Annotated in this window: 27 protein-coding genes and 1 pseudogene; 18 read left to right on the top strand and 10 right to left on the bottom strand. The window is 70.2% G+C overall.

Annotated features, from left to right (window positions below; translation table 11 throughout):
- A pseudogene (locus ACWD2L_RS30410) lies at positions 1–91 on the bottom strand (electron transfer flavoprotein subunit beta); the annotation flags it as partial.
- A gap of 127 nt (positions 92–218) precedes the next feature.
- Between ACWD2L_RS30410 and ACWD2L_RS30405 the strand changes: the two are divergent.
- Both ACWD2L_RS30405 and ACWD2L_RS30400 read left to right on the top strand, forming a co-directional pair.
- Positions 219–947, top strand: coding sequence for a TetR family transcriptional regulator (locus ACWD2L_RS30405; protein WP_451192582.1), 729 nt, complete (start codon positions 219–221; stop codon positions 945–947).
- Between the two features lie 134 nt (positions 948–1,081).
- Positions 1,082–1,513: a Zn-ribbon domain-containing OB-fold protein gene (locus ACWD2L_RS30400; protein WP_451192580.1), complete on the top strand. Its 432-nt coding sequence runs from the start codon at positions 1,082–1,084 to the stop codon at positions 1,511–1,513.
- 31 nt (positions 1,514–1,544) lie between these two features.
- Here the strand turns inward: ACWD2L_RS30400 and ACWD2L_RS30395 are convergent, their stop codons facing one another.
- The 3 genes from ACWD2L_RS30395 to ACWD2L_RS30385 all read right to left on the bottom strand — a co-directional run bounded on the left by ACWD2L_RS30395 (position 1,545) and on the right by ACWD2L_RS30385 (position 3,692).
- Entirely contained in the window at positions 1,545–1,946 is a 402-nt protein-coding gene (locus ACWD2L_RS30395) for a nuclear transport factor 2 family protein (protein ID WP_451192577.1), read from the bottom strand.
- Between the two features lie 69 nt (positions 1,947–2,015).
- Positions 2,016–2,684 carry a TetR/AcrR family transcriptional regulator gene (locus ACWD2L_RS30390; protein ID WP_451192575.1) on the bottom strand — a complete coding sequence of 223 codons (669 nt, stop codon included), beginning with the start codon at positions 2,682–2,684 and terminating at the stop codon, positions 2,016–2,018.
- A 57-nt stretch (positions 2,685–2,741) separates the two neighbouring features.
- Complete coding sequence (locus tag ACWD2L_RS30385) at positions 2,742–3,692, bottom strand: alpha/beta fold hydrolase (RefSeq protein WP_451192572.1); 951 nt, start codon at positions 3,690–3,692, stop codon at positions 2,742–2,744.
- A 160-nt stretch (positions 3,693–3,852) separates the two neighbouring features.
- Between ACWD2L_RS30385 and ACWD2L_RS30380 the strand changes: the two genes are divergently transcribed.
- The 10 genes from ACWD2L_RS30380 (at position 3,853) to ACWD2L_RS30335 (ending at position 12,652) form a co-directional block, all read left to right on the top strand.
- Positions 3,853–5,256 (top strand): MFS transporter, encoded by a 1,404-nt coding sequence (locus ACWD2L_RS30380; protein ID WP_451192569.1) that lies wholly within the window; start codon positions 3,853–3,855, stop codon positions 5,254–5,256.
- Complete coding sequence (locus ACWD2L_RS30375; protein WP_451192566.1) at positions 5,253–6,056, top strand: enoyl-CoA hydratase-related protein; 804 nt, start codon at positions 5,253–5,255, stop codon at positions 6,054–6,056. The genes ACWD2L_RS30380 and ACWD2L_RS30375 overlap by 4 nt, the downstream gene beginning before the upstream one ends.
- Positions 6,057–6,227: 171 nt before the next feature.
- Entirely contained in the window at positions 6,228–7,727 is a 1,500-nt protein-coding gene (locus ACWD2L_RS30370; RefSeq protein ID WP_451192564.1) for a long-chain-fatty-acid--CoA ligase, read from the top strand.
- A gap of 69 nt (positions 7,728–7,796) precedes the next feature.
- Positions 7,797–8,609, top strand: coding sequence for an SDR family oxidoreductase (locus ACWD2L_RS30365; protein WP_451192561.1), 813 nt, complete (start codon positions 7,797–7,799; stop codon positions 8,607–8,609).
- Positions 8,606–9,235: an HAD family hydrolase gene (locus tag ACWD2L_RS30360; RefSeq protein ID WP_451192558.1), complete on the top strand. Its 630-nt coding sequence runs from the start codon at positions 8,606–8,608 to the stop codon at positions 9,233–9,235. The genes ACWD2L_RS30365 and ACWD2L_RS30360 overlap by 4 nt, the downstream gene beginning before the upstream one ends.
- Positions 9,236–9,267: 32 nt before the next feature.
- Positions 9,268–10,488 (top strand): acyl-CoA dehydrogenase family protein, encoded by a 1,221-nt coding sequence (locus ACWD2L_RS30355; protein ID WP_451192556.1) that lies wholly within the window; start codon positions 9,268–9,270, stop codon positions 10,486–10,488.
- Entirely contained in the window at positions 10,485–11,237 is a 753-nt protein-coding gene (locus ACWD2L_RS30350; RefSeq protein ID WP_451192553.1) for an SDR family oxidoreductase, read from the top strand. The genes ACWD2L_RS30355 and ACWD2L_RS30350 overlap by 4 nt, the downstream gene beginning before the upstream one ends.
- 54 nt (positions 11,238–11,291) lie before the next feature.
- A complete protein-coding gene (locus tag ACWD2L_RS30345; protein WP_451192551.1) occupies positions 11,292–11,642 on the top strand; it encodes a luciferase domain-containing protein in 351 nt (116 codons plus the stop codon).
- A gap of 19 nt (positions 11,643–11,661) precedes the next feature.
- Entirely contained in the window at positions 11,662–12,240 is a 579-nt protein-coding gene (locus tag ACWD2L_RS30340) for a dihydrofolate reductase family protein (RefSeq protein ID WP_451192548.1), read from the top strand.
- Positions 12,241–12,301: 61 nt separating this feature from the next.
- The gene (locus ACWD2L_RS30335; protein WP_451192546.1) at positions 12,302–12,652 is read left to right on the top strand and encodes a helix-turn-helix domain-containing protein; all 351 of its coding nucleotides are present in this window, start codon (positions 12,302–12,304) and stop codon (positions 12,650–12,652) included.
- A gap of 7 nt (positions 12,653–12,659) precedes the next feature.
- On the opposite strand, the gene ACWD2L_RS30330 is transcribed toward ACWD2L_RS30335, so the two are convergent.
- Positions 12,660–13,037, bottom strand: a complete 378-nt coding sequence (locus tag ACWD2L_RS30330; protein WP_451192544.1) for a DUF488 domain-containing protein — start codon at positions 13,035–13,037, stop codon at positions 12,660–12,662.
- A gap of 72 nt (positions 13,038–13,109) precedes the next feature.
- On the opposite strand from ACWD2L_RS30330, the gene ACWD2L_RS30325 reads away from it, so the two are divergent.
- Entirely contained in the window at positions 13,110–13,736 is a 627-nt protein-coding gene (locus ACWD2L_RS30325; RefSeq protein WP_451192542.1) for an HdeD family acid-resistance protein, read from the top strand.
- Positions 13,737–13,839: 103 nt separating this feature from the next.
- Here the strand turns inward: ACWD2L_RS30325 and ACWD2L_RS30320 are convergent, their stop codons facing one another.
- The 4 genes from ACWD2L_RS30320 to ACWD2L_RS30305 form a co-directional block, all read right to left on the bottom strand.
- Positions 13,840–14,916 carry a hypothetical protein gene (locus tag ACWD2L_RS30320; protein WP_451192539.1) on the bottom strand — a complete coding sequence of 359 codons (1,077 nt, stop codon included), beginning with the start codon at positions 14,914–14,916 and terminating at the stop codon, positions 13,840–13,842.
- A gap of 129 nt (positions 14,917–15,045) precedes the next feature.
- On the bottom strand, positions 15,046–15,543 hold the full coding sequence (locus tag ACWD2L_RS30315; RefSeq protein WP_451192537.1) for a response regulator: 498 nt from the start codon (positions 15,541–15,543) through the stop codon (positions 15,046–15,048).
- A gap of 66 nt (positions 15,544–15,609) precedes the next feature.
- A complete protein-coding gene (locus ACWD2L_RS30310; RefSeq protein ID WP_451192534.1) occupies positions 15,610–15,768 on the bottom strand; it encodes a hypothetical protein in 159 nt (52 codons plus the stop codon).
- Between the two features lie 92 nt (positions 15,769–15,860).
- Entirely contained in the window at positions 15,861–16,262 is a 402-nt protein-coding gene (locus ACWD2L_RS30305; protein WP_451192532.1) for a VOC family protein, read from the bottom strand.
- 182 nt (positions 16,263–16,444) lie between these two features.
- Between ACWD2L_RS30305 and ACWD2L_RS30300 the strand changes: the two genes are divergently transcribed.
- Genes ACWD2L_RS30300 through ACWD2L_RS30290 form a run of 3 tightly spaced genes read left to right on the top strand, consistent with a single transcriptional unit; the run spans position 16,445 to position 20,971 of the window.
- Positions 16,445–18,244, top strand: a complete 1,800-nt coding sequence (locus tag ACWD2L_RS30300) for a thiamine pyrophosphate-requiring protein (protein WP_451192529.1) — start codon at positions 16,445–16,447, stop codon at positions 18,242–18,244.
- A 58-nt stretch (positions 18,245–18,302) separates the two neighbouring features.
- Positions 18,303–19,538: an AAA family ATPase gene (locus ACWD2L_RS30295; protein WP_451192526.1), complete on the top strand. Its 1,236-nt coding sequence runs from the start codon at positions 18,303–18,305 to the stop codon at positions 19,536–19,538.
- Entirely contained in the window at positions 19,535–20,971 is a 1,437-nt protein-coding gene (locus ACWD2L_RS30290; RefSeq protein ID WP_451192600.1) for a VWA domain-containing protein, read from the top strand. Before ACWD2L_RS30295 ends, ACWD2L_RS30290 begins: the two co-directional genes overlap by 4 nt.
- Positions 20,972–20,983: 12 nt before the next feature.
- Here ACWD2L_RS30290 and ACWD2L_RS30285 read toward each other — a convergent pair whose 3' ends face one another.
- On the bottom strand, positions 20,984–21,919 hold the full coding sequence (locus tag ACWD2L_RS30285) for a cation diffusion facilitator family transporter (RefSeq protein WP_451192524.1): 936 nt from the start codon (positions 21,917–21,919) through the stop codon (positions 20,984–20,986).
- Between the two features lie 72 nt (positions 21,920–21,991).
- Here ACWD2L_RS30285 and ACWD2L_RS30280 point away from each other — a divergent pair, with 72 nt between their 5' ends.
- Together ACWD2L_RS30280 and ACWD2L_RS30275 are read left to right on the top strand one after the other, a co-directional pair.
- On the top strand, positions 21,992–22,162 hold the full coding sequence (locus tag ACWD2L_RS30280; RefSeq protein WP_451192522.1) for a hydrophobic protein: 171 nt from the start codon (positions 21,992–21,994) through the stop codon (positions 22,160–22,162).
- Between the two features lie 181 nt (positions 22,163–22,343).
- On the top strand, positions 22,344–23,336 hold the full coding sequence (locus ACWD2L_RS30275) for an LLM class F420-dependent oxidoreductase (protein ID WP_451192520.1): 993 nt from the start codon (positions 22,344–22,346) through the stop codon (positions 23,334–23,336).
- The last annotated feature ends 35 nt before the right edge of the window (positions 23,337–23,371 follow it).

Genomic DNA, 23,371 nt, shown 5'->3' with positions numbered 1-23,371 from the left:
CGTCGCGGTCCAACGTCAGGTCATCGGCGAAACCCCGGTCGCCCGTGGCGTCCGGCACGTACTTCACGGTGACAACGATCCTCAAGCTCACGCCGACTCCTCCACTGCCCTGCTGCCTTACCGCAGTCGTCCAACTACTGCCGTCAACGTATGGCACTCAGTTCCCTCTGTAAAGGTACCTAGTGCCAAGGGTGACCGTCCGGTGTTACGTTCGCGGCATGAGCGAGGCGCGCGAGGTCACCGGTTCCACCGGGTCACAGAAGAAGGCACCCATGCGGGAGGTGCTGGCCGAGGCGGCGTTCCAGTTGTTCCTGGAGCGCGGGTTCGAGCGGACGACCGTGGACGACATCGTGGCGCGGGCCGGGGTGGGGAGGCGGTCGTTCTTCCGCTACTTCCCGTCCAAGGACGATGCGGTCTTCCCGGACCACGAGAGCTGTCTCGCCGACATGACGGCCTTCCTGGAGGCCGCGAGCGACGAGAGCGATGCCGTGGACGTGGTGTGCGACGCCGCGTGCCTGGTGCTGCGCGTCTACGCCACGAATCCCGAATTCTCCGTGCAGCGCTACAAGTTGACCCGCGAGGTGCCGGGGCTTCGGACGTACGAGCTGTCCGTCGTGCGGCGCTACGAGCGGATGCTCGCCGGCTATCTGCGACGGCGCTGGGCGGACGCGGCGGACGGTGCGTTGCGCGCCGAGGTGGTGGCCGCGTCCGTCGTCGCCGCGCACAACAACGGCCTGCGCTCCTGGCTGCGTTCGGGCGGCGAGGGCGACGCCGAGGACGCGGTGGACCGCGCGCTCGGGCTCGTACGCAGGACGTGGGGGGAGGGCGGTGACGCCGCGGCCGCGGCCGAGCCCCGGCAGGAGGACGTCGTCGTGATGGTGGCGACCAAGGGGGCCCCGATGTGGCGGGTCATCCAGCGGGTGGAGTCGGCGCTGCGGGACGGCTGAAAACGGAGCCCCGAGCAACTTGATGGTACTCAGTGTCTTTACCGCCTGGCACTGAGTGTCATACGCTGAGTGGGCGCCGAGGCACTGCCGCCCGGTGCGCGCCGGCGAGTGCGGGAGGCCGAAGGATGTCAGTGATGTCAGGGACGTTCGCGAGCGGCATCGGTGTCACGGGGCCGAAGGGTCTCGGGGGAGTCAAGAGCACCGAGGACGGTGCGGACGCCGACGCGGGATTCCCCTACCAGCGCTGCCGTTGGTGCCGCACGCCGTCCTTCCGGCGGCTGCTGTGTCCGGTCTGCGCGTCGAGCGAGCTGAAGACCGAGCACAGTGCGGGCCCCGGCGTCGTGGTCCAGTCCCGCGTGGTGAACCGCGGCACCGGAGTCGCGCGCAACGAGGCGCTCGTCCGCTTCCCCGAGGACTTCATCGTGCCCTGCCGCATCGTGGGCACCGCACCGCACATGGTGTGGCTCGGCGCCACCGTGCGACCCGTGGCCAACGCGGCCGCCGACTCCGGCGAGGTCTTCTTCGAGCTCGAGGACGACTTCACCGTCGACTACGACCTGCGCTGACCGTCACACTTGGTGCGCTCGCGCCCGCACTTCAGGAGCCGTCGGACCCCGCCGCCTCCGCGGCGATCCGGTCGAACTGGGCGCCCATCGCCTCGGCGAGCGCCTGCGCGGCGGACAGCGGGCGGACCATCACCATGAAGTCGTCGATCAGGCCGTCCTCGTCGAAGTGCAGGAAGTCGCAGCCGGTGATCTTCCGGTCGCCGACCTTCGCCTCGAAGACGAGCGCATGATCCCGCCCGTCGGCTTCGCCGAACTCCCGTACGTAGCGGAAGTCCTCGAAGACGCGGATGACCGCGCGCAGGATCGCCGCGGTGATCGCCTTGCCCGGGTACGGCTTGAACACGACGGGGCTGGTGAAGACGACGTCCTCGGCCAACATGGCCTCGACCGCGTCGAGATCGCCCTTCTCCACGGCTGCGCGGAAGGGATGCATGGGTGCCACCTCGGTTCCTCGCCCATCCTGTTCACGGGCGGTGAGTTGAATAGTGGGAGTCGGCGCGGCTCAGGCCTTGGGCTCCCCGGATGCCTCGGGCTCCTTGAGCTGAAGCCCGTTCTCCCAGATCTTGTTGAGCGTCGTCACCAGCTTCTCGTACGGGATGCGCTGCCCGAGGACGAACACCAGGTACGCCATGCGGCTCACCATCACGGACAGGGCGTGCGCCGTCACCAGTGGGTCGAGGGCCGGGTCGGCGGCGCCGGAGTCCTGGAGGGAGCGGATCAGCTTGGCGTTGCGGCGCGCGAACGCGTTGCCCCGGTCGATGCGTAGTTGCTTGAACGTCTCGTCGACCTGGGCGACCTGCTCGAAGAGCGCCATGAGGCGGGCGTTCTTCTTGTAGGCGCGAAGGTACTCGCGGTTCGACGCGTCGATCATCTCGCGCGGGTCCGTGATCCCGGTGCGCTCGCGCAGATGCGGGTGGAGCATCTCCTCCTGCACCTGCGCGACGAGCGCCTGGAAGATCTCTTCCTTGCTGTTGAAGTACGTGTAGAACGAGCCGGACGCGACATGCGCGGCCTTGGAGATGTCCGTGATCCGGGCGTCCAGATACCCGTCGCGCTCGAACACCTCACGGGCGGCGACAACCAGCGCGTTGCGCGTGCGGACGCCGCGGGCGCTGCGCGGTGTGATGGGTTGCTTCTGTCCGCCGTCTGCGGCCGGGGCCTGGGCAGCCAATGCGGGTCCCTTCGTTCGTGTCACCAGCGCTTGCGCGGCTGGTGGCTGCGGATGTTATCAGCCGACATCCGCGAGAAACTCCAGGAGAGCGGCGCTGACCGCACCGGCCCGCTCCTGCTGGATCCAGTGCCCCGCCCCGTCGAGCACCACGCGCCCGCGCAGATCGGTCAGCACCTCCTCCAGCCGGTCGGCGGGCATGAACCGGGCCACCGGGTCGGCGGATCCGGTGACGAACAGCGAGGGGCAGTCGATGGTGCGTCCGGCGAGGTGCTCCGTCAGCTCCCAGGTGCGGTCCATGTTCCGGTAGTAGTTGAGACCGCCGGTGAAGCCGGTGCGCTCGAACTCCGTTACGTAATAGGCGAGTTCCTCCTCGCTCAGCCACGGTGCCGGCGGGAACCTCTCGTCCAGGCGCTCCGCCCACTCGGCCGACCAGATCTCCCGCGTCACCAGCGTCCTGCGCACGTTCTGCGCGAGGGCACGGTCGGCGACACCCGGCTCCTGGAACCACACGATGTAGAAGGCGTCACCGAGCCGCCGCCGCATGACGGGCACGGGTGCCACGGGGGAGCGCGGCGTCACCGGCACACTCATCCCCACCACGCCCCGCACCCGCTCCGGGTGCGCCAGGGCCATCTGCCACACCACCATCGCACCCCAGTCGTGCCCCACGAACACGGCGTCGTCCGCGCCCACGGCATCGAGGAGCCCGACGAGGTCCGCGCAGACGGTGAGCGTGTCGTACGCGTCGACATCCGCGGGCCGCGAACTGCCGCCGAACCCGCGCATGTCCGGGGCGAGCACCCGGTACCCCGCCGCGGCGAGCGCGAGCACTTGGTGGCGCCAGGAGAAGGCCAGCTCCGGAAAGCCGTGACACAGCACCACCAGTGGCTTGTCGTGCTGGTCGGAATCGGCCGGACCGTGCTCGAAGACGCGCAGCGAGATCCCGTTCACATCGACCTGCCGCGCGCTCACGCGCTTCCACTCGGTCATGGCTGAGGGCGTACTCATGTGGGCGACTCCTCGATCTCGGCACCGGGTGACAACTTGAACAGTGCCTGTTCAAGGGCGTGTTCAAGGTATTGAAGTTGACGTTGGGTTCAAATATACAGGGGTCGGCCGCAGGGCCGCAGCGGTCGTGACATGTTTGGACGACGGAGGAGCCCCGCACGTGAATCCGCCCACCGCACAGCCCCGAAAAGGCGCCGAACAGGCAGCCACCGAGACACCCCCGGCGCGCGCCTCGGGCAAGCTACTTGCCGCGGGACTCATCGGCAGTTCCATCGAGTGGTACGACTTCTTTCTCTACGGGACGGCCGCCGCGCTGGTCTTCCCGCACGTGTTCTTCCCGGACTCGTCGGCGTTGACCGGCACCCTGCTGTCGTTCAGCACCTTCTGGGCGGGCTTCCTCGCCCGGCCGATCGGCGGCGTCGTCGCGGGACACCTCGGCGACCGGCACGGCCGCAAGGCGATGGTCGTCATCTCCATGGCGCTGATGGGCGCCTGCACCTTCCTGATCGGCTGCCTGCCGGGCGCCGGGGTCATCGGCGCCGCGGCACCACTGCTCCTGGTGCTGCTCCGCTTCCTGCAGGGCCTCGCCTGCGGCGCCCAGTGGGGCGGCATCGCGCTGCTGCTCACCGAGTCCGCGTCACCCAAACGCAAGGGGTACGCGGGCACCTTCGGACAGATGGGTGTCTCGCTCGGTGTGTTCCTCGGCAACGGGGTCTTCCTGCTGGCGAGCGCGGTGACCTCCGACGAGGCGTTCATGAGCTGGGGGTGGCGCATCCCGTTCCTGGTGAGCGCCGTGCTGCTGCCCGTCGTGATGTACGTACAGAACAAGGTGGAGGACTCGCCCGAGTTCCGGCGGATGTCCGAGCAGGCCGCCGCGAAGAGCGACAAGGAGAAGGTGGCGCGGGCCCCCGTCGTCGAGGTGATCCGCTCCAAGTGGCGCACCGTACTGCTCGCGGCCGGACTCCTCGCCGGCACCAACTGCCTCTTCTACATCAGCATCGCCGGTGTCATCAGCTACGCAGCCGAGCACCTCGGTCTCGACAAGGACTCCATCCTCCTGGTCGCGATGCCGGTGACCGCGGTCGGCGCGCTGTTCGTGCTGTGGTCGGGATGGCTGTCCGACCGGGTCGGGCGCCGGCCCGCCATTCTGGTCGGCGCGGCCATCATCGTGCTGTGGGCGTTCCCCTACTTCTGGCTGGTCAACACCGGCTCCCTGCTGTGGCTCGGCATCGCCGTACTGATCGGCGGGTTCGGCCAGTCCCTCACCTACGGGCCGCTCGCCGCCTACATCGGCGAACTCTTCGAGCCGCGTGTGCGCTACTCCGGTGCGTCGCTCGCGTACCAGATCGCCGCCCTGACCATCAGCGGCGGCACCCCGCTCATCATGACCGCGATCATCGGCGGCACCGGAGGCACCACCTGGGTGTCCGTGTTCATCGGCGTGATGGGCCTGCTCACCTTCGGCTGCGCCTGGGTGCTGCGCGAGACCAACCCGCGCGAGGTGCGCGAGGACCCGACAGCGGTGCCCGGGGCTCCGGCCGTCGCGGAAGGAGTGCGATCGTGACGACGAGCGAGAAGGAGTTGGTGTACGCGGAGCGGCGTGGGGCCGTGGCGGTGCTGACGCTCAACCGTCCCGAGCGGCTCAACGCCTGGACCAACGAGCTGGAGGACCGCTACTTCGCGCTCCTCGACGAGGCGGAGGCCGACCCCGAGGTGCGCGCGATCGTCGTGACCGGGGCGGGCCGCGGGTTCTGCGCGGGCGCCGACATGGCCGAGCTCGAGCGGATCGGCTCCGCCGACGAGGGGGGTGGGGAGCGGCCGAAGCGGGAGCGGGCCCGGTGGTTCCCGCTGAGCCTGCGCAAGCCGTTGATCGGCGCGATCAACGGGGCGGCGGCGGGGCTCGGCCTCGTGGAGGCGCTGTACTGCGACATTCGGTTCGCCGCGCCGGACGCCAAGTTCACCACGTCGTTCGCGCGCCGCGGGCTGATCGCCGAGTACGGGATCGCGTGGCTGCTTCCGCGGATCATCGGGCCCGCGCGGGCGGCGGACCTGCTGTTCTCGGGGCGGGTGGTGCGCGGTACGGAGGCGTACGAGATGGGGCTCGTGAACCGGGTCGTCGAGCAGGATGCGTTGCTCGGCGAGGCGGTCGCCTACGCCACGGAGTTGGCGACGTGGTCGTCGCCGACGTCGATGAGTGTGATGAAGCGGCAGCTGAGCGGGGCGTTCGATACGGGCTTCGAGGTGGCGGCGCGGGAGGCGGAGGTGTTGATGGAGGAGTCGTTCGGGCGGGACGATGCGGGGGAGGGTGTGCGGAGTTATTTGGAGGGGCGGGAGCCGGTGTTTCGGCCGTTGGGGTCGGCGTGACCGGATGTTGCGGTCACCCCGGCGCGGGGTCGCGGGGCTCTGCCCCGGGCCCCGCGCCTCAATCGCCGGCGGGGCTGAAGATGCTCACCGCCGACGGGGCCCGAAAGATCGGGCTCTGCCCCGGAGCCCGCGCCTCAATCGCCGGCGGGGCTTGATTTGGGAAGGTTCCTCATGACCAATGCCGCCGCATCCGTCTGGTCACACGCCGTCGCCGACCCGGAACGTGTCGCGCTTCGAGGGGCGGGATCGGCGGCGTGGACGTACGGGCAGCTGTGTGAACGGGCCGCCTCCGTAAGGGAGTTGCTCGACGCGCACGACGTGCGCCCCGGGGATCGGGTGCTGCTCGTCGCGCCGTCCGTGCCCGAGTTCGCCATGGCGTACTACGGGATTCTCGCCGCGGGCGCCATCGCGGTGACCGCCAACACCATGGCCACCGAGCGTGAATTGACGTACATAGGGCGGGACGCCGATGTGCGACTCGTTCTGGCGTGGAGTGCGCTTGCCCCGGTCGCGGAGCGGACGGCGAGAGAACTCGGTGTGCCCTTCTGGGAGTTGAGGGCGGGGCTGGCAGGTGTTGCGCCCGCCGCCGCCACGTCCGAGCCGCACCCCGTCGACGTTCACGACACCGCCGCCCTCCTCTACACCTCCGGCACCACGGGCAAGCCCAAGGGGGCCCAGCTCACCCACGGCAACATCGCATCGTGTGCCGCGATCTTCTGTGACATCCACGCCATCGGCAGCGAGGACCGCGCCGTCACCGGGCTCCCGCTCTTCCACGTGTTCGGGCAGGCCTGTGTGATGGGGACGACGATGCGTGCCGGTGGCTCGCTCACCCTGCTCGAACGGTTCGATGCCGGTGCCATGACGGCGCTCATTCGGCGCGACCGGCCCACCTTCATCGCGGGCGTGCCGACCATGTGGAACGCGCTGTTGCGGGGGACCGACGACGCGGAAGCGGACTTCGCGAGTCTGCGGCTGGCCTCCTCCGGCGGGGCCTCCCTGCCCGTCGAGGTCATGCGGGCCTTCGAGGAGCGGTTCGGGTGCACCATCGTCGAGGGGTACGGCCTCACCGAGACCACCGGCGCCGCCACCTGCCACCTCGCGGGCGAACCGGCCAAGCCGGGAACCGTGGGACGTGCGCTGCCGGGCTGCGCGGTCGCCGTGCGCGACGACGAGGGCGCCGAGCTGCCGCCGGGGGAGGTGGGTGAGGTGCACATCAAGGGGCCCGTCGTGATGAAGGGGTACTGGAACCGGCCCGACGCGACCGGCGAGGCCCTCGACGCCGACGGGTGGCTGCGCACCGGCGACCTCGGCTCCCTCGACACCGAGGGTGACCTGCGCATCGTCGACCGCAAGAAGGACCTCGTCATCCGCGGCGGCTACAACGTGTACCCGAGGGAGGTCGAGGAGGTGCTGTACGAGCACCCCGACATCGTCGAGGCCGCCGTCATCGGGGTGCCCGATCCGCACTACGGCGAGGAGGTCGCCGCCGTCGTCGCCCTGCGGCCAGGAACCACCCTCGACATACAGGCCCTGCGCTCTTGGGCCAAGGAACGGCTGTCCGCCTACAAAGTGCCTCATCTGCTCGCCGTGGTCGACGAGTTGCCGAAGGGGGCCACCGGCAAGATCCTCAAGCGCGCCATCGACCCGTCCGCCGTCTCTAGAACTTGACGTCGGATTCAAGTACGGTGAGTGCCACGCACCGGGTGGGACGAAGGAAGCGAAGGAGCGGACAGCGGGATGTTGATCAACGACAAGGTCGCGATCGTGACGGGAGCCGCCGGAGGCATCGGCGCCGCCGTCGCCCAGCGCCTCCTGGAGGCCGGCGCCCGAGGTGTGCTCCTCACCGACCTCGACGGGGCCCGGCTGGACGAGACCGTGCAGCGGCTCGCGGAGAGCCACGGGGAGCGCGTCGCGGGCCGGGCCGGGGACGCGGGCGACACGGAGCACCTGCGCGGGACCATCGCGGCGGCCGAGGAGGGCTTCGGGCCCGTCGACCTCTACTTCGCGAATGCCGGGATCAGCGGCGGCAAGGGCCTCGACGCGGGCGAGGAGGAGTGGGACCGCGCGCTGAACATCAACGTGATGGCTCACGTACGCGCCGCGAAGCTCCTCGTTCCGGGGTGGGTGGAGCGCGGTGAGGGCTACTTCTTCTCCACCGCGTCGGCCGCGGGCCTGCTCACGCAGATCGGCTCGGCGACGTACGCCGTCAGCAAGCACGCCGCCGTCGCCTTCTCCGAGTGGCTCTCGGTCACGTACGGGGACGAGGGTGTGCGCGTGAGCTGCCTGTGCCCGCAGGGCGTCGAGACCGAGCTGCTCATGGCGGGCACCCGCTCCGCCGACCCCACCGAGCAGGCCGCGGCCCGCGCCGTGCTCGACGCCGGGAACCTGCTCAAGCCGCTCGACGTCGCCGACGAGGTGGTCGCCGCCGTCGGCGAGGAGCGCTTCCTCGTGCTGCCGCACCCGCAGGTGCTCGACTTCTACCGTCACAAGGGCAGCGATTACGACCGGTGGCTGCGTGGCATGCGCCGCTACCAGAAGTCCGTGCGATGACCGTGCGCAGTGCCGTGCTGTTCGACTTCGGCGGTGTGCTCACCACGAGTCTCATCGATGCCTTCGAGGGGCTGGGGCGCGAACTCACCGGTGAGCCGGGCCTGTTGCTGCGCCTCCTGACGCACGACAAGGAGAGCAGCGCCCTGCTTGTCGAGCATGAGAAGGGGCTCATCGGGCAGCGCGCGTTCGAGGAGGGCTTCGCGGCGCGGCTCCGTGCCCATGGGGCGGACGTCGAGGCCGCGGGACTCGTCACCCGCATGCAGGCGGGGCTGCGCCCCGACCCGGACATGGTCGCGCTCGTCGTGAAGCTGCGCGCCGAAGGACACCGCGTCGGCCTGCTCTCCAACTCCCTCGGCGACGACTGCTACGCGGGCTTCGACCTGCCCGCGCTGTTCGACGCCGTCACCATCTCCGGCGAGATCGGCGTCCGCAAACCCTCGCGGCGCGCCTACGCCATCGCCTGCGAACGCCTCGGCGTCGCCCCCGAACAGACCGTCATGGTCGACGACCTGGAACAGAACATCACGTCCGCGGCCCGCATCGGCATCGCCGGTGTCGTGCACCGCGACGCCGCCACGACCGCCGCCGAACTCGACCGCCTACTCGGTGCGTCGAGCCGCGTGTGACACCGTACGTAAAGACTTGGGAGGAACCACTCGTGTACGAACAGTCCGCCAGGGGCAAGGAGTACCAGGAGAAGCTGCTCGCCTTCATGGACGAGCACATCTACCCTGCGGAGGCCGTCTACGCGGCGCAGATGGCCGAGTCCGGCGAGCCGCACTTCCACCCGCCGGTCATCGAGGAGCTGAAGACCGAGGCGAAGAAGCGCGGCCTGTGGAACCTCTTCCACCCGCACCCCGAGTGGGGCCCCGGACTCACCAACCTCGAGTACGCGCCGCTCGCCGAGATCATGGGCCGCAGCGCGGGCCTCGCCCCCGAGGCCACCAACTGCAACGCGCCGGACACCGGCAACATGGAGGTCCTCACCCTCTTCGGCACCGAGGAGCACAAGGAGAAGTGGCTCAAGCCGCTGCTCAACGGTGAGATCGCCTCCGCGTTTGCCATGACCGAGCCCGCCGTGGCCAGTTCGGACGCCAGCAACATCCAGATGCGGATGGAGCGCGACGGCGACGACTACGTGCTGAACGGCCGCAAGTGGTGGACGTCCAACGCCCTGCACCCCAACTGCAAGGTCCTCATCGTCATGGGCAAGACGGACCCCGACGGGCCCGCTTTCCGCCAGCAGTCGATGATGGTCGTGCCGATCGACGCCCCCGGTGTCACGATCGTGCGTGGCCTGTCCGTCTTCGGCTACCAGGACCGCGAGGGCCACGCCGAGGTGCTCTTCGAGAACGTACGCGTCCCGGCCACCGCCCTGCTCTCCGGCGAGGGCGACGGGTTCCTGATCAGCCAGGCCCGGCTCGGCCCAGGGCGTATCCACCACTGCATGCGCGCCGTCGGCATGGCCGAGCGCGCCCTCGACCTGATGATCGACCGCGCCCAGGCCCGGACGACCTTCGGCTCCCCGGTCGCCGACCGCGGCAACATCCAGGACTGGATCGCCGAGGCCCGCATCGAGATCGACATGGCGCGACTGCTCACGCTCAAGGCCGCGCACCTGATGGACACCGTCGGCAACAAGGAGGCGCGCACCGAGATCGCCGCGATCAAGGTCGCCGCGCCGAACGTCGCGCTCAAGGTCGTCGACCGCGCCATCCAGGTGCACGGCGGCGGCGGTGTCTCCGACGACTTCCCGCTCGCCAGCATGTACGCGCACCTGCGCACCCTGCGTCTCGCCGACGGTCCCGACGAGGTGCACAAGCGGACGATCGCCCGGCGCGAGCTGCGTCGTCGGCAGAAGGATCGGGGTGAGAAGTGACCTCTTCCCTGGAGGGGAAGGTCGCGGTGGTGACCGGCGCGTCGCGGGGCATCGGCCTCGCGGCCGCCGGCGCCCTGCGCGACCGCGGAGCCCGCGTCGTGGTGACCTCGCGTGACGGGGGGCGCGCCAGGGAGGCGGCCCGACAACTCGGCGGCGACGTCGAGGGGTTCGGGGCGCACGCCACCGACGAGGACGCGGCGCGCACGTGTGTCGACCACGTCGTGGAGACATACGGCCGCCTCGACATCCTCGTCAACAACGCAGGTACGAACCCGGCGTACGGCCCGATCGTCGACCAGGACCACGCGCGCTTCGCCAAGACGATGGACGTCAACCTGTGGGCGCCGATCCTGTGGACGTCGCTCGCGGTGCGGGCCTGGATGGGTGAACACGGCGGCGCCGTCGTCAACACGGCCTCCATCGGAGGGCTTTCGGTCGCCAAGGACGTCGGGATCTACCACGTATCGAAGGCCGCCCTCATCCACCTCACCAAGCACCTCGCCCTCGAACTCGGCCCCAAGGTACGGGTGAACGCCATCGCCCCCGGCGTCGTCCGCACCCGCCTCGCCGAGGCGCTCTGGCAGGACAACGAGGAGGCCGTCGCGGGCGCGACACCGCTCGGCCGGATCGGTGAACCCGAGGACATCGGCGAGGCGGTCGCCTTCCTCGCCGGTGACGGCGCCCGCTGGATCACAGGGGAGACCCTCGTGGTCGACGGCGGCCAACTCGTCGGCTCGGGCCCGCTGTAACCACCCGATGGATGGGGGTGGTCCTCCAGGTGAAGCGTGCGCGAGGATGGTGGCATGACCGCAGCCCAGCGCGCCATGACCGAGCTCAGGACATGGCCGAACCTGGTAAGTGGCCCGCCCCGGTGCTCGGTTGGGCACGCCTTTCGCGCGGCGGGCCACGACCTCGTGCACTTCCACGCCGACGACTGCGCGGATCTGTACCTGACGTCGTCGGCCGTGCAGCGACTGCTGCCGCAACTGCGACACAACAGCGCCATCAGGGTGCAACCGGGGGCCTCCTGGATTACCGTGCTTCTCGAATGCGACACGGATGTGCAGCTGTTGCTGAGCCTGGTGAGCGTCGCCCTGAAGGAACACGATGCGCACGCCTGCCCCTCACCTCCGTGTGACTGGGAGCGCGAGTAGCGACGAGAGGCGAGCGCCGATGCGCAAGATCGTTTTCATGATGGGCATCTCCCTGGACGGCTATATGGAGGGCCCCGGCCGGGACATCGGCTGGCACCGGGTCGACGAGGAGCTGCACCAGCACATGAACGACGTGTGCCGCTCGCTCGGGGGCCTCCTCAGCGGACGCGTCACACACGAGCTCATGGCCGACTACTGGCCCACGGCGGACAAGGACCCCGAGGCCTCGCAGGCCGTCGTCGACTTCGCGGGCATCTGGCGCGAGATGCCGAAGATCGTGTTCTCCCGGACGCTGAAGCCGGGACCCGCGGAGCTGCACACCACCGTCATGCCGGAGGTGGTGCCCGAGGCGATCCGTGCGCTCAAGGAACAGCCCGGCGGCGACCTGGCCATCGACGGGGCGAACCTGGCGACGACGTTCCTCGAGCACGACCTCGTCGACGAGTTCCGGGTGTACGTCCACCCGATCCTGATCGGGACGGGCACCCCGATGTTCCACCCCGCGGGGACCTTCGCCGAGCGCCCGCTGCGCCTCGCGGAGACGCACACGTTCGGGAACGGGGTCGTCCTGCTGCGGCACGAGCGGGACCGGGGCTGAGCGATATCGCCGTGGGCGAAGTGCGGGGCGCGGCCGTCGCGCCCGCTCGTACGGTGGGCCGATGAGCATCCACGAGAGCCGCCGCCCCCGCCCCGCCGTGGCCCAGGAGCCCCTGTGGCGTCATGTCGTCGGCGAGGTGCTGCGGCGGCGCAGGCGGGCGCAGGGGCGGACGTTGCAGGACGTGGCGGACGCCGCCGGCATCTCGATGCCCTACCTGTCGGAGGTCGAGCGCGGACGCAAGGAGGCGTCGTCGGAGATGCTGGCCGCCGTGGCGGGAGCGCTCGGGCTCGGCCTCGTCGACGTACTCGGCCTCGCGCAGCGGGAGTTGGTGCCGCCGGTTCGGCTTGCCTCCGCCACCGGAGTCACCACGAACGGCCAGGGCTCGCGGGGGACCGTCTGCCTCGCCGCCTGAGCGGGGCTCAGCCCTCTTCGAGGTGGCGTCGCAGCACAGGGACGTGGCTGTGCTCGATGTCCTTCACCGACGTCACGAGCGTCACCCGCCCGTGCCCGGCCAGCTCGCGCACGCGGTCCACGAGTTCGGCGCGCTCCGGTTCGGCCAGCTCCGCCGCGTAGCGCTCGGCGAACGTGTCGTACCGCTCCTCCTTGGCCTCGTGGTACCAGGAGCGCAGCTCCTTCGACGGCGCGATGTCCTTGAGCCACTCGTCGATGTCGGCACGTTCCTTCGAGACGCCGCGCGGCCAGAGCCGGTCGACCAGCAGGCGAGTGCCGTCCGCCTCGGCGGCCGGGTCGTAGACCCTACGGACGGCGAAGGATCGGGAGTCATGATGCGCGGTCATGGCTCCATTGTGTGTCAGCCGTTCGGCCCACGCGCGATGGCGGAGCCCGGTGTTCCGTAGGGAAAGTCGAGCATGACCCAAGCACCGTACGACCCGCAGACTTCCCACCGGACGCCCGGCGGTAGCACCCCGCAGGGGCAGGGGCCGCTCGGCAGACTCGCTCAGTCCGCCTGGCAGGCCGTGCTGCTCATGGGTGTCGCCTCGGTGATCCTCGGAGTGCTCGTCCTGGTCTGGCCGGGCGTCTCGCTGCGCGTGGCAGGCATCCTGTTCGGCCTGTACCTGCTGGTGAGCGGCATCTTCCAGCTCGTCGCCGCGTTCGGCACGCACGCGACGGCGGGGATGCGTGTCATCGGCTTCATCAGCGGCGCCGTTTCGGTGCTGCTCGGCCTGTTCTGCTTCCGCGGCGCGATGGAGTCGACGCTGCTGCTCGCCCTGTGGATCGGCATCGGCTGGCTGTTCCGCGGCATCACGCAGACCGTCGCCGCGGCCTCCGACCCCGCCATGCCCGCCCGCGGCTGGCAGGTCTTCCTCGGCGTCGTCACCGCGCTCGCGGGGGTCGTCCTGATCGTGTCACCGTTCGAGACGCTTGCGGTCCTCGCGCTGGTCACCGGCATCTGGCTGATCGTGGTCGGCGTGGTGGAGGTCGGCACGTCGTTCGCGGTGCGCAAGCGGGCGAAGGACATCCCGGCCGGGGTGTGACCGCGATCACCTGCGCGTAGCGCACACACCAAGGGCCCCGCTGCTCCAGCGGGGCCCTTGGTGTGTGCGGGGTGGGGGAGTGTGGCTGAAGGCGGTGGGTGTGTCAGACGCCCACGGCCTCCTCCATCTCCTCTTCCTGTTCCTGGCCCTGGTCCTGGTCGCGGACGGACTCCCGCTTGTGCTTGTGCGCGGGGGCCGGCTCGACGGCGGCCGGGGTGGAGCGCCGGCGCTCGGCAAGGGCCGCCACCGCGATCATGGCCGCGCCCACGAGCAGCCAGGCCACGAGGGTGCAGATGTTGCGGGCCAGGTCGTGCTGACCGAAGTACAGGAGGTTGCGGGCGCCCTCGACGTAACCCGCGCCGTTCCAGAAGCCGTGCAGGCTTGCGAAGAAGCCGTTCTGCAGCTCGGGCCTGAAGATGCCGCCGGAGCTGGTGAAGTTCAGCATCACGAACAGCACCATCACGCCGAGCGTCGTCCACTTCTTGAGGAACGTGTGCAGTCCCACGCCGATCAGCAGGACGCCCGCCGAGTACAGCCACGTCATGCCCCACAGACCCCACAGATGGGCGTGCGCGAGGTGGAAGACGGGTCCCGCGAAGGCCGCGCCGATCAGGCTGACCACGCCGGACGCACCGACGACGAGCGCCGCGCGGGTGCGCATCCGCAGCACGCCGCCCGCGCCGCCGATCACCGCGACCGAGGCGTACGAGCCGATACTGACCGCCACGAGCAGGAAGAACAGGCCCTGTCCCGTCGGGTCGTCGTCCACCGTCGGAGCCACGTCGGTCACCTTCAGCGGCGCGCCCTGCTGGGCAGCGACCGGCGTGAAGACCTTCTCGACGGCGGAGACGGTGGTGTCGGACCCGGCCGAGGCCACTACGAGCTCGGGCTTGTCGCCGAGTACGTAGGCGCCGTCGAGGTCCCGCGTCTCGAGCTGGTCGACCGCGGCGGAGCGGGAGTCGAGCGTGCGGACGTCGAGCGCGTCGCCCGCCTTGTCCTTCACCGTCTGCGCGAAGACCTTGGCCTCCGGGCTCGAGCCGACGACGGCGATCGGCATGTGATGCGGCTCGGGTGAGGCGAAGGCGCCGAGATAGGCGAGGCCCATGCCGACGCACATCAGGAGGGGGGTGAGCAGATGCGTCAGGACGTGGCGCAGCGCAGGTTCGCGCGAGCCGCTCATGAGCAGGACCTCCACGGGTCGTTTCCGTTGGCGTGTACAACTCTTGGTGCAGTTGTACTCTACAACCGTGGAGGGGTCGGAAGTCCTTGAACGGGTGTGAGCATGGCCACCCGGCGGTGTATCGGCAGGTCAGGCGGGGCGGGACAGTGAACGGCCCGCGACGGCGTGCGCCGGTGGCGCGGGCTCTCCGTCGCCGCCGTTCTCGTACGTCCGAAGGCGCTCGCGCAGCGAGTGCATGCGCAGGCTCGTCTCGTACAGATAGCGGACCTTCGTCCGCATCACCCACGGCTCGATCGGCTTCACCACGTAGTCGGCGACGCCGAGTTCGAAGGCTTTGGAGGCGAGCGCGGTGTCCTGGCCCGCACCGGTGATCAGCATGATCGGTATGTCCTGCGTCTGTTCGAGGCGCGTCATGTAGTGCGCGACCTCGAAGCCGCTGACGTCGGGCATCAGCACGTCGAGCAGGACCAGGGCGATGCCGCCGCGCAGCACCGCCTTGAGCGCGTCATCGCCGGTCCTGGCCTGGTCGATCGGGTAGCCGAGCGGGGCCAGCGCGCTCTCCATCGCGAAGAGGGTGTCGTCCCGGTCGTCGACGACGAGGATCCTCGGCCGTGCAGCGGTGGGCATCGCCAAGCGCCTCCCCTCGTCGGCACCGCCAGCATATGCCCGAATCGGCGGGAGGGAAGAGGTCGCTCAGTCCTCTCCGCGCACCAGATTCCAGTCCGCGTCACGGTCGTTCGTGCCACCCGAGGGTTCGCGACCGTCGCGCCGCGCGGCCATGCAGGTGCGGATCCTGCCCTTGACCTCGCGTTTGGTCTCGGCGGGGTGCGGAGAGCGCTCCTTTGTGTTCATGATCCGATCCTCCTCCGACCGAAATCCGGTGGGAATCGGTCGAGTTCGGTTGTAGACGGTTTTGTAGACGCCACGTTCGAAGCTGCTTCGGCTCAGCCGGTCTTCGGTGCCGGGTGCCGGGCGCAGTGCGCCGCGAACGGATGCCCGGCCGGGTCGGAGTACAGGCGCATCTCGTTCGGGCCGCGCGCGCCACGGGTCTCCAGGGGGCGGGCGCCCAGGCCGATGAGCAGACGCTCCAGCTCGTCGAGATCCTCCTGGTCGACCAGGAAGTCGAGATGGGCCTGCTGCGAGTCGTCGGGGCGCGGCCAGCTGGGCGGGGCGGCGTTCAAATCGCGGCGGAAGGCCATCCGCATGCCCTGCTCGCCGACGACGTCGATGCGGTTGCTGCCGGGCAGCGTCTCGATCTCGCCGCCCAGCAACGACTGGTAGAACTCGGCCAGTTCCTCGGGTTCCGCGCAGTCAAGGACCAGCACTCCGGCCCGCACCAGGCTCATGTCTCCTCCTATGTCGCACCCCCGTGGCGCGTCGGGGCGCCGAGTACCCCAGGCGGGCCGCGCCAACCGGGTTTCCCCGGCCCCTGACTGGTCACCCGGCCTCGGCAGCGTCCCTCGAAGCCCCTCACGTCCCTGAAGCCCCTCGAAGTCTCCCGAAGTCTCTCGAAGTGAAAGGTCCCGGCATGAGCACCAAGGTCGCCGATCACATCCTCGACCGGCTGCGCGCCTGGGGCGTGGAGCAGGTCTTCGGCTATCCAGGCGATGGCATCAACGGCCTGCTCGCCGCCTGGGGCCGGGCCGACAACCGGCCCGAGTTCATCCAGGCGCGGCACGAGGAGATGGCCGCCTTCGAAGCGGTCGGTTACGCGAAGTTCAGCGGCCGGCTCGGCGTCTGCGTGGCCACGTCGGGCCCCGGGGCGATCCACCTCCTGAACGGCCTGTACGACGCCAAGCTCGACCACGTACCGGTCGTCGCCATCGTCGGGCAGACCGCTCGCAGCGCCATGGGCGGCTCGTACCAGCAGGAGGTCGACCTGCACACGCTGTACAAGGACGTCGCCTCCGACTTCGTGGAGACCGTCAACGTCCCCGAGCAGCTGCCGAACGTCCTCGACCGTGCCATCCGCACGGCCACCGCGCGCCGCGCCCCGACCGCCGTGATCATCCCCGGAGACGTACAGGAACTGGAGTACACACCGCCGTCGCACGCGTTCAAGATGGTGCCCTCCAGCCTCGACCGCACCTCGTGGACCGCCGAACCCGCGCAGGAGGCGGTGGAGCGGGCGGCCGAGGTGCTCAACGCGGGTGACAAGGTGGCCATCCTCGTCGGCCAGGGCGCGGCAGGCGCGAAGGATGAGGTGTGCGAGGTCGCCGAACTGCTCGGGGCGGGCGTGGCCAAGGCGCTGCTCGGCAAGGACGTGCTCTCCGACGAACTTCCGTACGTGACCGGGGCATCGGGCCTGCTCGGCACCCGCCCCTCCTACGAGCTGATGCGGGACTGCGACACCCTCCTCACCATCGGCTCCAGCTTCCCGTACGCGCAGTTCCTGCCCGACTACGGCAATGCGCGCGGCGTGCAGATCGACATCGACCCGCACATGATCGGCATGCGCTACCCGTACGAGGTGAACCTCGTCGGCGACGCCCGCGCCACGCTCCGCCGGCTGCTGCCGCTGCTGCGCCGCAACGAGGGCCGCGACTGGTTCGAGGAGACGTGCGCCAGTGTCCGGCGCTGGGACGAAGTCATGGACCGCCGGGCCGAGTTGAGTGCCGACCCGATCAACCCGGAACATGTCGCCCGCGCCCTCGACCCGCTGCTCCCGGACAACGTGATCCTCACCTCGGACTCCGGCTCCGCCGCCAACTGGTACGCCCGACACATCACCATGCGCGGCACGATGCGCGGCTCCCTGTCCGGCACTCTCGCCACCATGGGGTGCGGCGTCCCGTACGCGATCGGAGCCAAGTTCGCGCACCCCGACCGGCCCGTCGTGGCGCTCGTCGGCGACGGCGCGATGCAGATGAACGGGCTCGCCGAACTCATCACCGCGGCCAAGTACCGACACCGCTGGACCGATCAGCGGCTCGTCATCGGCGTGTTCAACAACCGGGACCTCAACCAGGTGACCTGGGAGCTGCGGGCCATGGGCGGCTCACCGTCCTTCGTGCCCTCGCAGGAGCTCCCCGACGTCGACTACGCCGCGATCGCAAGGCAGTTGGGGCTCACCGGCATCCGCGTCGAGAAGCCCGACGCCGTCGCCGACGCCTGGAGCGCGGCGCTCGCCGCGGACGGGCCCGCCGTCGTCGACTTCCGCACCGACCCGTCAGTGCCGCCGATCCCGCCGCACGCGACGTGGGAGCAGATGGAGTCCACGGCGGAGGCGATCCTCAAGGGCGACCCGCAGAGCACGGACATGGTCAGGCAGGGCTTCAAGGCGAAGGTGCAGGAGTTCATGCCGGGCGTCGGCAAGCGCGGCCACTGACGTATTTTGGGGTCCGACCCGATATCGGTGGGGCCTTTTGCGGGCAGGGGGAGTGGCAGTGGACGCGCGGGACGCGGTGGGGGAGCGGGACGAGACGCTCGAGCCGGACGACACGGCCGAGCGGCTGCGTGCCGTCTGTGACGAGCTGTCGGAGCGTTTCTACGAACGCGCCGACGTCGTAAGGACGTTGGTGACGGCCCTGCTCGCGGGCCGGCACTCGCTGGTGCTCGGGCCGCCGGGTACCGCGAAGTCCGAGTTGGCCCGCGAGCTCACCGGCCGGGTCGAGGGGGCGGCGTACTGGGAGATCCTGCTCTCCAAGTTCACCGCGCCCACCCGTATGTTCGGGCCCATCGACGTTGCCGCGCTGGCCCGCGGCGAGTACCGCCAGGTCTACGACGGCCGGGCCACGACCGCGCACATCGCGTTCATCGACGAGATCTTCAAGTGCTCCACCGCCGCCCTCAACGAGACGCTGGGCTACCTCAACGAGCGGCTCTACCACCCCGAGAACGGCGGGGCGCCGATCCACTGCCCGCTGATCGGCGCCATCACGGCCAGCAACGAACTGCCCGAGGGCGAGGACTCAGCCGCGATCTACGACCGGCTCCTCGTGCGGATCGAGGTCGGCTACCTGGAGGACCCCTCGAACTTCGCCGCCCTCGTCCGCTCGGCCGTCGGTGGCGGCCGAGCCGAGGCCCCGGCACGGACCACGATCCAACTGGCCGACCTCCAGCGGGCCGTGACCGGGGCCGTCCCCGCCGTGGACGTCCCCGACGCCATCGTCGACGCGGTGTGCACCCTGCGGGCCGCCCTGCGCCGCAAGGAACTCGTCGCGTCCGACCGGCGCTGGCGGCAGGCGGTCGGACTGCTCCAGGCCTCCGCGTACCTCGACGGCAGGACGGAGGTCGCCGACACCGACCTGTCGGTGCTCACCCACGTCCTGTGGGACTCGCCCGCCCAGCGCCCGACCGTCGAGCGTGAGGTGCTGCACCTGGTCAACCCCGATGCCAAGGAAGCGCTCGACCTGGCCGACACCATCGAGGAGCTGGAGGCCCAACTCGACTCCATGGCCGGGCAGTCGCGCGAGGCGCTGAGCGACTGGGTCATCAAGAAGGCCCACCACCAGCTCGCCACGGCGGGGCAGCGCCTGGACCGGCTCCGCGAGGAGGCGGAGGGAGCGGGCCGCTCCACCGCCACCATCGACCGGGTCACGGGACGCCGGCGCGCCGTCCGAGCCCGGATCCTCACCGAGGCCCTCGGCGTGGACGCCAACATGGTGCGGGACCGGCCCTGAACGCGCCCGGGCCCGCCCGCGCGGTGGTCGCGGCGGACCGGTTCGACCGGCTCACGTGGCGCGATACGTACGAACAAGCCGCTGGAATAAGGGAGTTGGCGTCGGAACTCGCCGCCCGCCACGAGTGCGCGGAGGATCTGCTCGCGGACGTCTTCCTGGCGGCGTACGCGGCGCGGGTGGGCGTGCGTGAACGTACGGAGATGGCGCACTCGCGGCTGCTCAACCATGAGTACGTGAACGCGCTCGTGGAGTCACCGGAGTTCACGGAGCTGCGCCGACACACGGCCGGCGACCCCTACACCGCCGCCCTCGGACTGCTGGCACAGGGACCCGCGCTGCGGCTGCTACTGGAGCGGGAGGCACAGGAGGCACAGGAGGCACAGGAGGCGCAGGAGCGGACGGGTGAGACGGCTCGACGCGACGGCCGGGGCGTCGTGGCGGCAGCCGTCCCGGGTACCCCAGGCGCCCCAGGTGCCCCCGGCATCCGCGCCGCCGCCCGCAGCGCCGCCGCGAAGGCCTCCCGCGCCGTACGGCAGGAGACCGCTCTGACGAAGGCCTGGGGTGTCGGCCCCGGTGAGCTTGAGCGGATGGCGTTCGAGGAGCGGGACCGGCTCGCCGAGCGGCTGCGCGGTGGGCGGCTCGCCGAATGGGCCGAACTCATCGGCCGCTTCCGGGAGATGGCGGCAGGTGAACGCGCCCGCAAGGTGGAGAACACCACCGGGGAACTCGTCGGCGTCACCTTCGGCGACGACCTGTCCCGCCTCGTCCCCTCCGAGCTCGCCGGACTCGGCGTGCCCGCCCTGCGCGCGGTGTTCGCCGCCCGGTACGCCGCCGGTGAGCTGATGCTCTACGACAGCCGGGGCGAGCAGTCCGCCGGGCGCGGCGCCGTCATCGCGTGCGTGGACACCTCGCACTCCATGTATGAGGCGGGCCCCGGCGGAGTCACCCGTGAGGTGTGGGCGAAGGCGTGCGCGCTCGCGCTGCTCGACCAGGCCCGCGCCTCCGGACGCGACTTCGTCGGCATCCTGTTCTCCGCCGCCGACAAGGTCCGCGTCTTCCGCTTCCCCGCCGACCGGCCCGCGGCACTCGACGCGACCCTGGAATTCGCGGAGACCTTCCTCGGCGGCGGCACCAGCTACCAGGCCCCGCTGGGCGCTGCCCGCGAGCTCCTTGAGCGGGAGTTCGACGACGCCGCACGCGCCCGCGGCGACATCGTGCTGCTCACCGACGACGACTGCGGCGTCACCGAGGAGTGGATGCGCGGCTGGAACGCGGCCAAGCACCGCCTCGGCTTCCGCGTCTTCGGGGTGGCCGTCGGCGCACCGCGCGCCGCCGAGAGCGACTCCGTCCTGGACTCGCTGTGCGACAACCTGCGCTCGGTGGAGGACTTCACCGACGTGCACGCGGCGGCCGACCTGTTCCGCGTGATCTGACCAGGCCGGGGGTCAGCGCTCGTGTACCGGCTTCGGCGCGTCCACCACGTCCAGGAACACCTGGTCCGCCTCCGGCCAGCGCTCCCGCACCGCGCGCTTGATGCGTTCCAGGACCAGTTCCAGGCGTTCGCTCTCGATGCCGGGTGCGAGATCGATCCGGGCCGCGACCAGCGTCGAGTCCGTTCCCAGCTGCATCGTGTGCAGCGCCGCCACATTGTCGATCTCGGACTGTGCGGCGAGGAGTTCGCGGATGCCGCGGTGCAGCTCGGGGTCGCCGGCCTCGCCGATCAACTGGTCGCGGGCGCTCCTGCCGAGCCGGTACGCCACGTACACGAGCAGCACGCCGATGCAGAACGACGAGGCACCCTCACACTCGATGCGCCCCGTCACCATGTGCAGCACCATCCCGCCCGCCGCGAGGAGCACGCCGATCACCGCCGTGCCGTCCTCGGCGAGGACCGTACGCAGCGCCGGATCCGAGCCGATGCCCTCGCCCGGCTGCACGCGCACCTGGTGCACGGCGCGCGCCAGCGAGCTGCCCTCCGCGAGCAGCGCCACACCGAGGACCACGAGCCCGGCGACGTACCCGCTGCGGGACTCCTTCTGGCCGTCCGACGTCAGCGCTTCGAACGCCTGGAAGAACGAGAAGCAGCCGCCCATCACGAAGATGCCGACGGCGGCGAGCAATGACCAGAAGAACCGCTCCTTGCCGTACCCGAACGGATGCCTGTGGTCGGCGGGCCGACGGCTGCGGCGCAGCGCCGCCAGGAGGAACACCTCGTTGAGGCTGTCGGCCACCGAGTGCGCCGCCTCCGAGAGCAGCGCGGGCGACGCTGCGATGAGACCGCCGACGGCCTTGGCCACGGCGATCAGCAGATTGGCGGCGAGCGCCACCTGGACGGTGGTCCGGGTCCTTCGATCGTCTTCCTCGGAATTCTTCGCGGTCACGTCAACTCGCAGTGGGGTGAGTGGAGTACGGGGGGAATTCTCGGGAACTCGGCGCCTCAAGGAGGTATCACCGTGATTCCTGTTCTGCTGGTCCTGTTACTCGCGCTGCTGCTTTTCGGCGCGGGGTTCGCCGTGAAACTGCTGTGGTGGGTGGCCATCGCCGTACTGGTCGTGTGGCTGCTGGGATTTGTGATGCGTAGTACGACGTCGAGCGGATCGAGGTCACGCTGGTATCGGTGGTGAGTAACCGAACCAGGTACCGATAAACCAGGGAACGAAACCCTCGAAGTGTCGTCCGGGCCGGTGGGAATGATCCGCGGAATACCGGCCCGGACGGCACTTGTGTCGTGCACCGGCGGGTTTCCGGGCAGGGGCCGGGGTTACCCGGAAGGCCTGGCACATCCCACACCCCCGGGAGGGCGACATGCCCGAGTACGGCTACTTTCTGGCGTCGGAGGAATTCGGGCCGCGCGAGCTCGTCGAACAGGCCCGGATGGCGGAACAGGCGGGCTTCGACTGTCTGTGGATCTCCGACCACTACCACCCGTGGAACGACGCCCAGGGCCAGAGCCCCTTCGTCTGGAGCGTGATCGGTGCCCTCGCCGAGGCCGTGTCGCTGCCCGTCGAGACCGCGGTCACCTGCCCCACCGTCCGCATCCACCCCGCCGTCCTCGCCCAGGCCGTCGCCACCAGTGCGGTGCAGCTCGAGGGCCGCTTCCGGTTCGGTGTCGGCACCGGCGAGGCGCTCAACGAACACATCCTCGGCGGACCCTGGCCCTCCGCGCACGTACGCATGGAGATGCTCGAAGAGGCCATCGCGGTGATGCGCAAGCTGCTCGACGGCGGCGAGGTCACCCACCGTGGCGAGCACTACACAGTGGAGAACGCCCGCATCTACACCCTGCCCGAGGGCCCCGTCCCCATCGACGTCTCCGGGTTCGGGCCGCAGGCCACCGCGCTCGCCGCCCGCGTCGGCGACGGGTACATCACCATGAGCCCCGACGAGGAGCTGGTCACCCAGTTCCGTAAGGGCGGAGGCGGCGCGAAGCCCGTCGCGGGTGGACTCAAGGTCTGCTACGGGCCCGACCGGGCGGATGCCGTGCGCCGGGTGCACGGCCTGTGGGCCAACCAGCTGCTGCCCGGGGAACTCGGCCAGGTGCTGCCCACACCCCGCCACTTCGAGCAGGCGGAGACCCTCGTCACCGAGCGGATGGTCGACGGCGCGATGCCCTGCGGCCCCGACGTCGACGAGCACGTGAGCGCCCTCGACGCCTTCGCCCGCGCCGGCTTCGACCGTGTCTACGTCAACCAGATCGGCCCGGACCAGCAGGAGTTTTTCGACTTCTACCGGACGAAGGTGCTGCCGCAGCTCCAGAACGGCGAGCCGGTCGGTGCCACCAGCGGCTCCGCCGGGTGACCTACATGGCCGTGCGGTTTGCCGCCCGCCGATCC

The organism is Streptomyces sp. NPDC002754, assembly GCF_053592315.1.
This window is presented reverse-complemented; position numbering and strand designations above follow the sequence as displayed.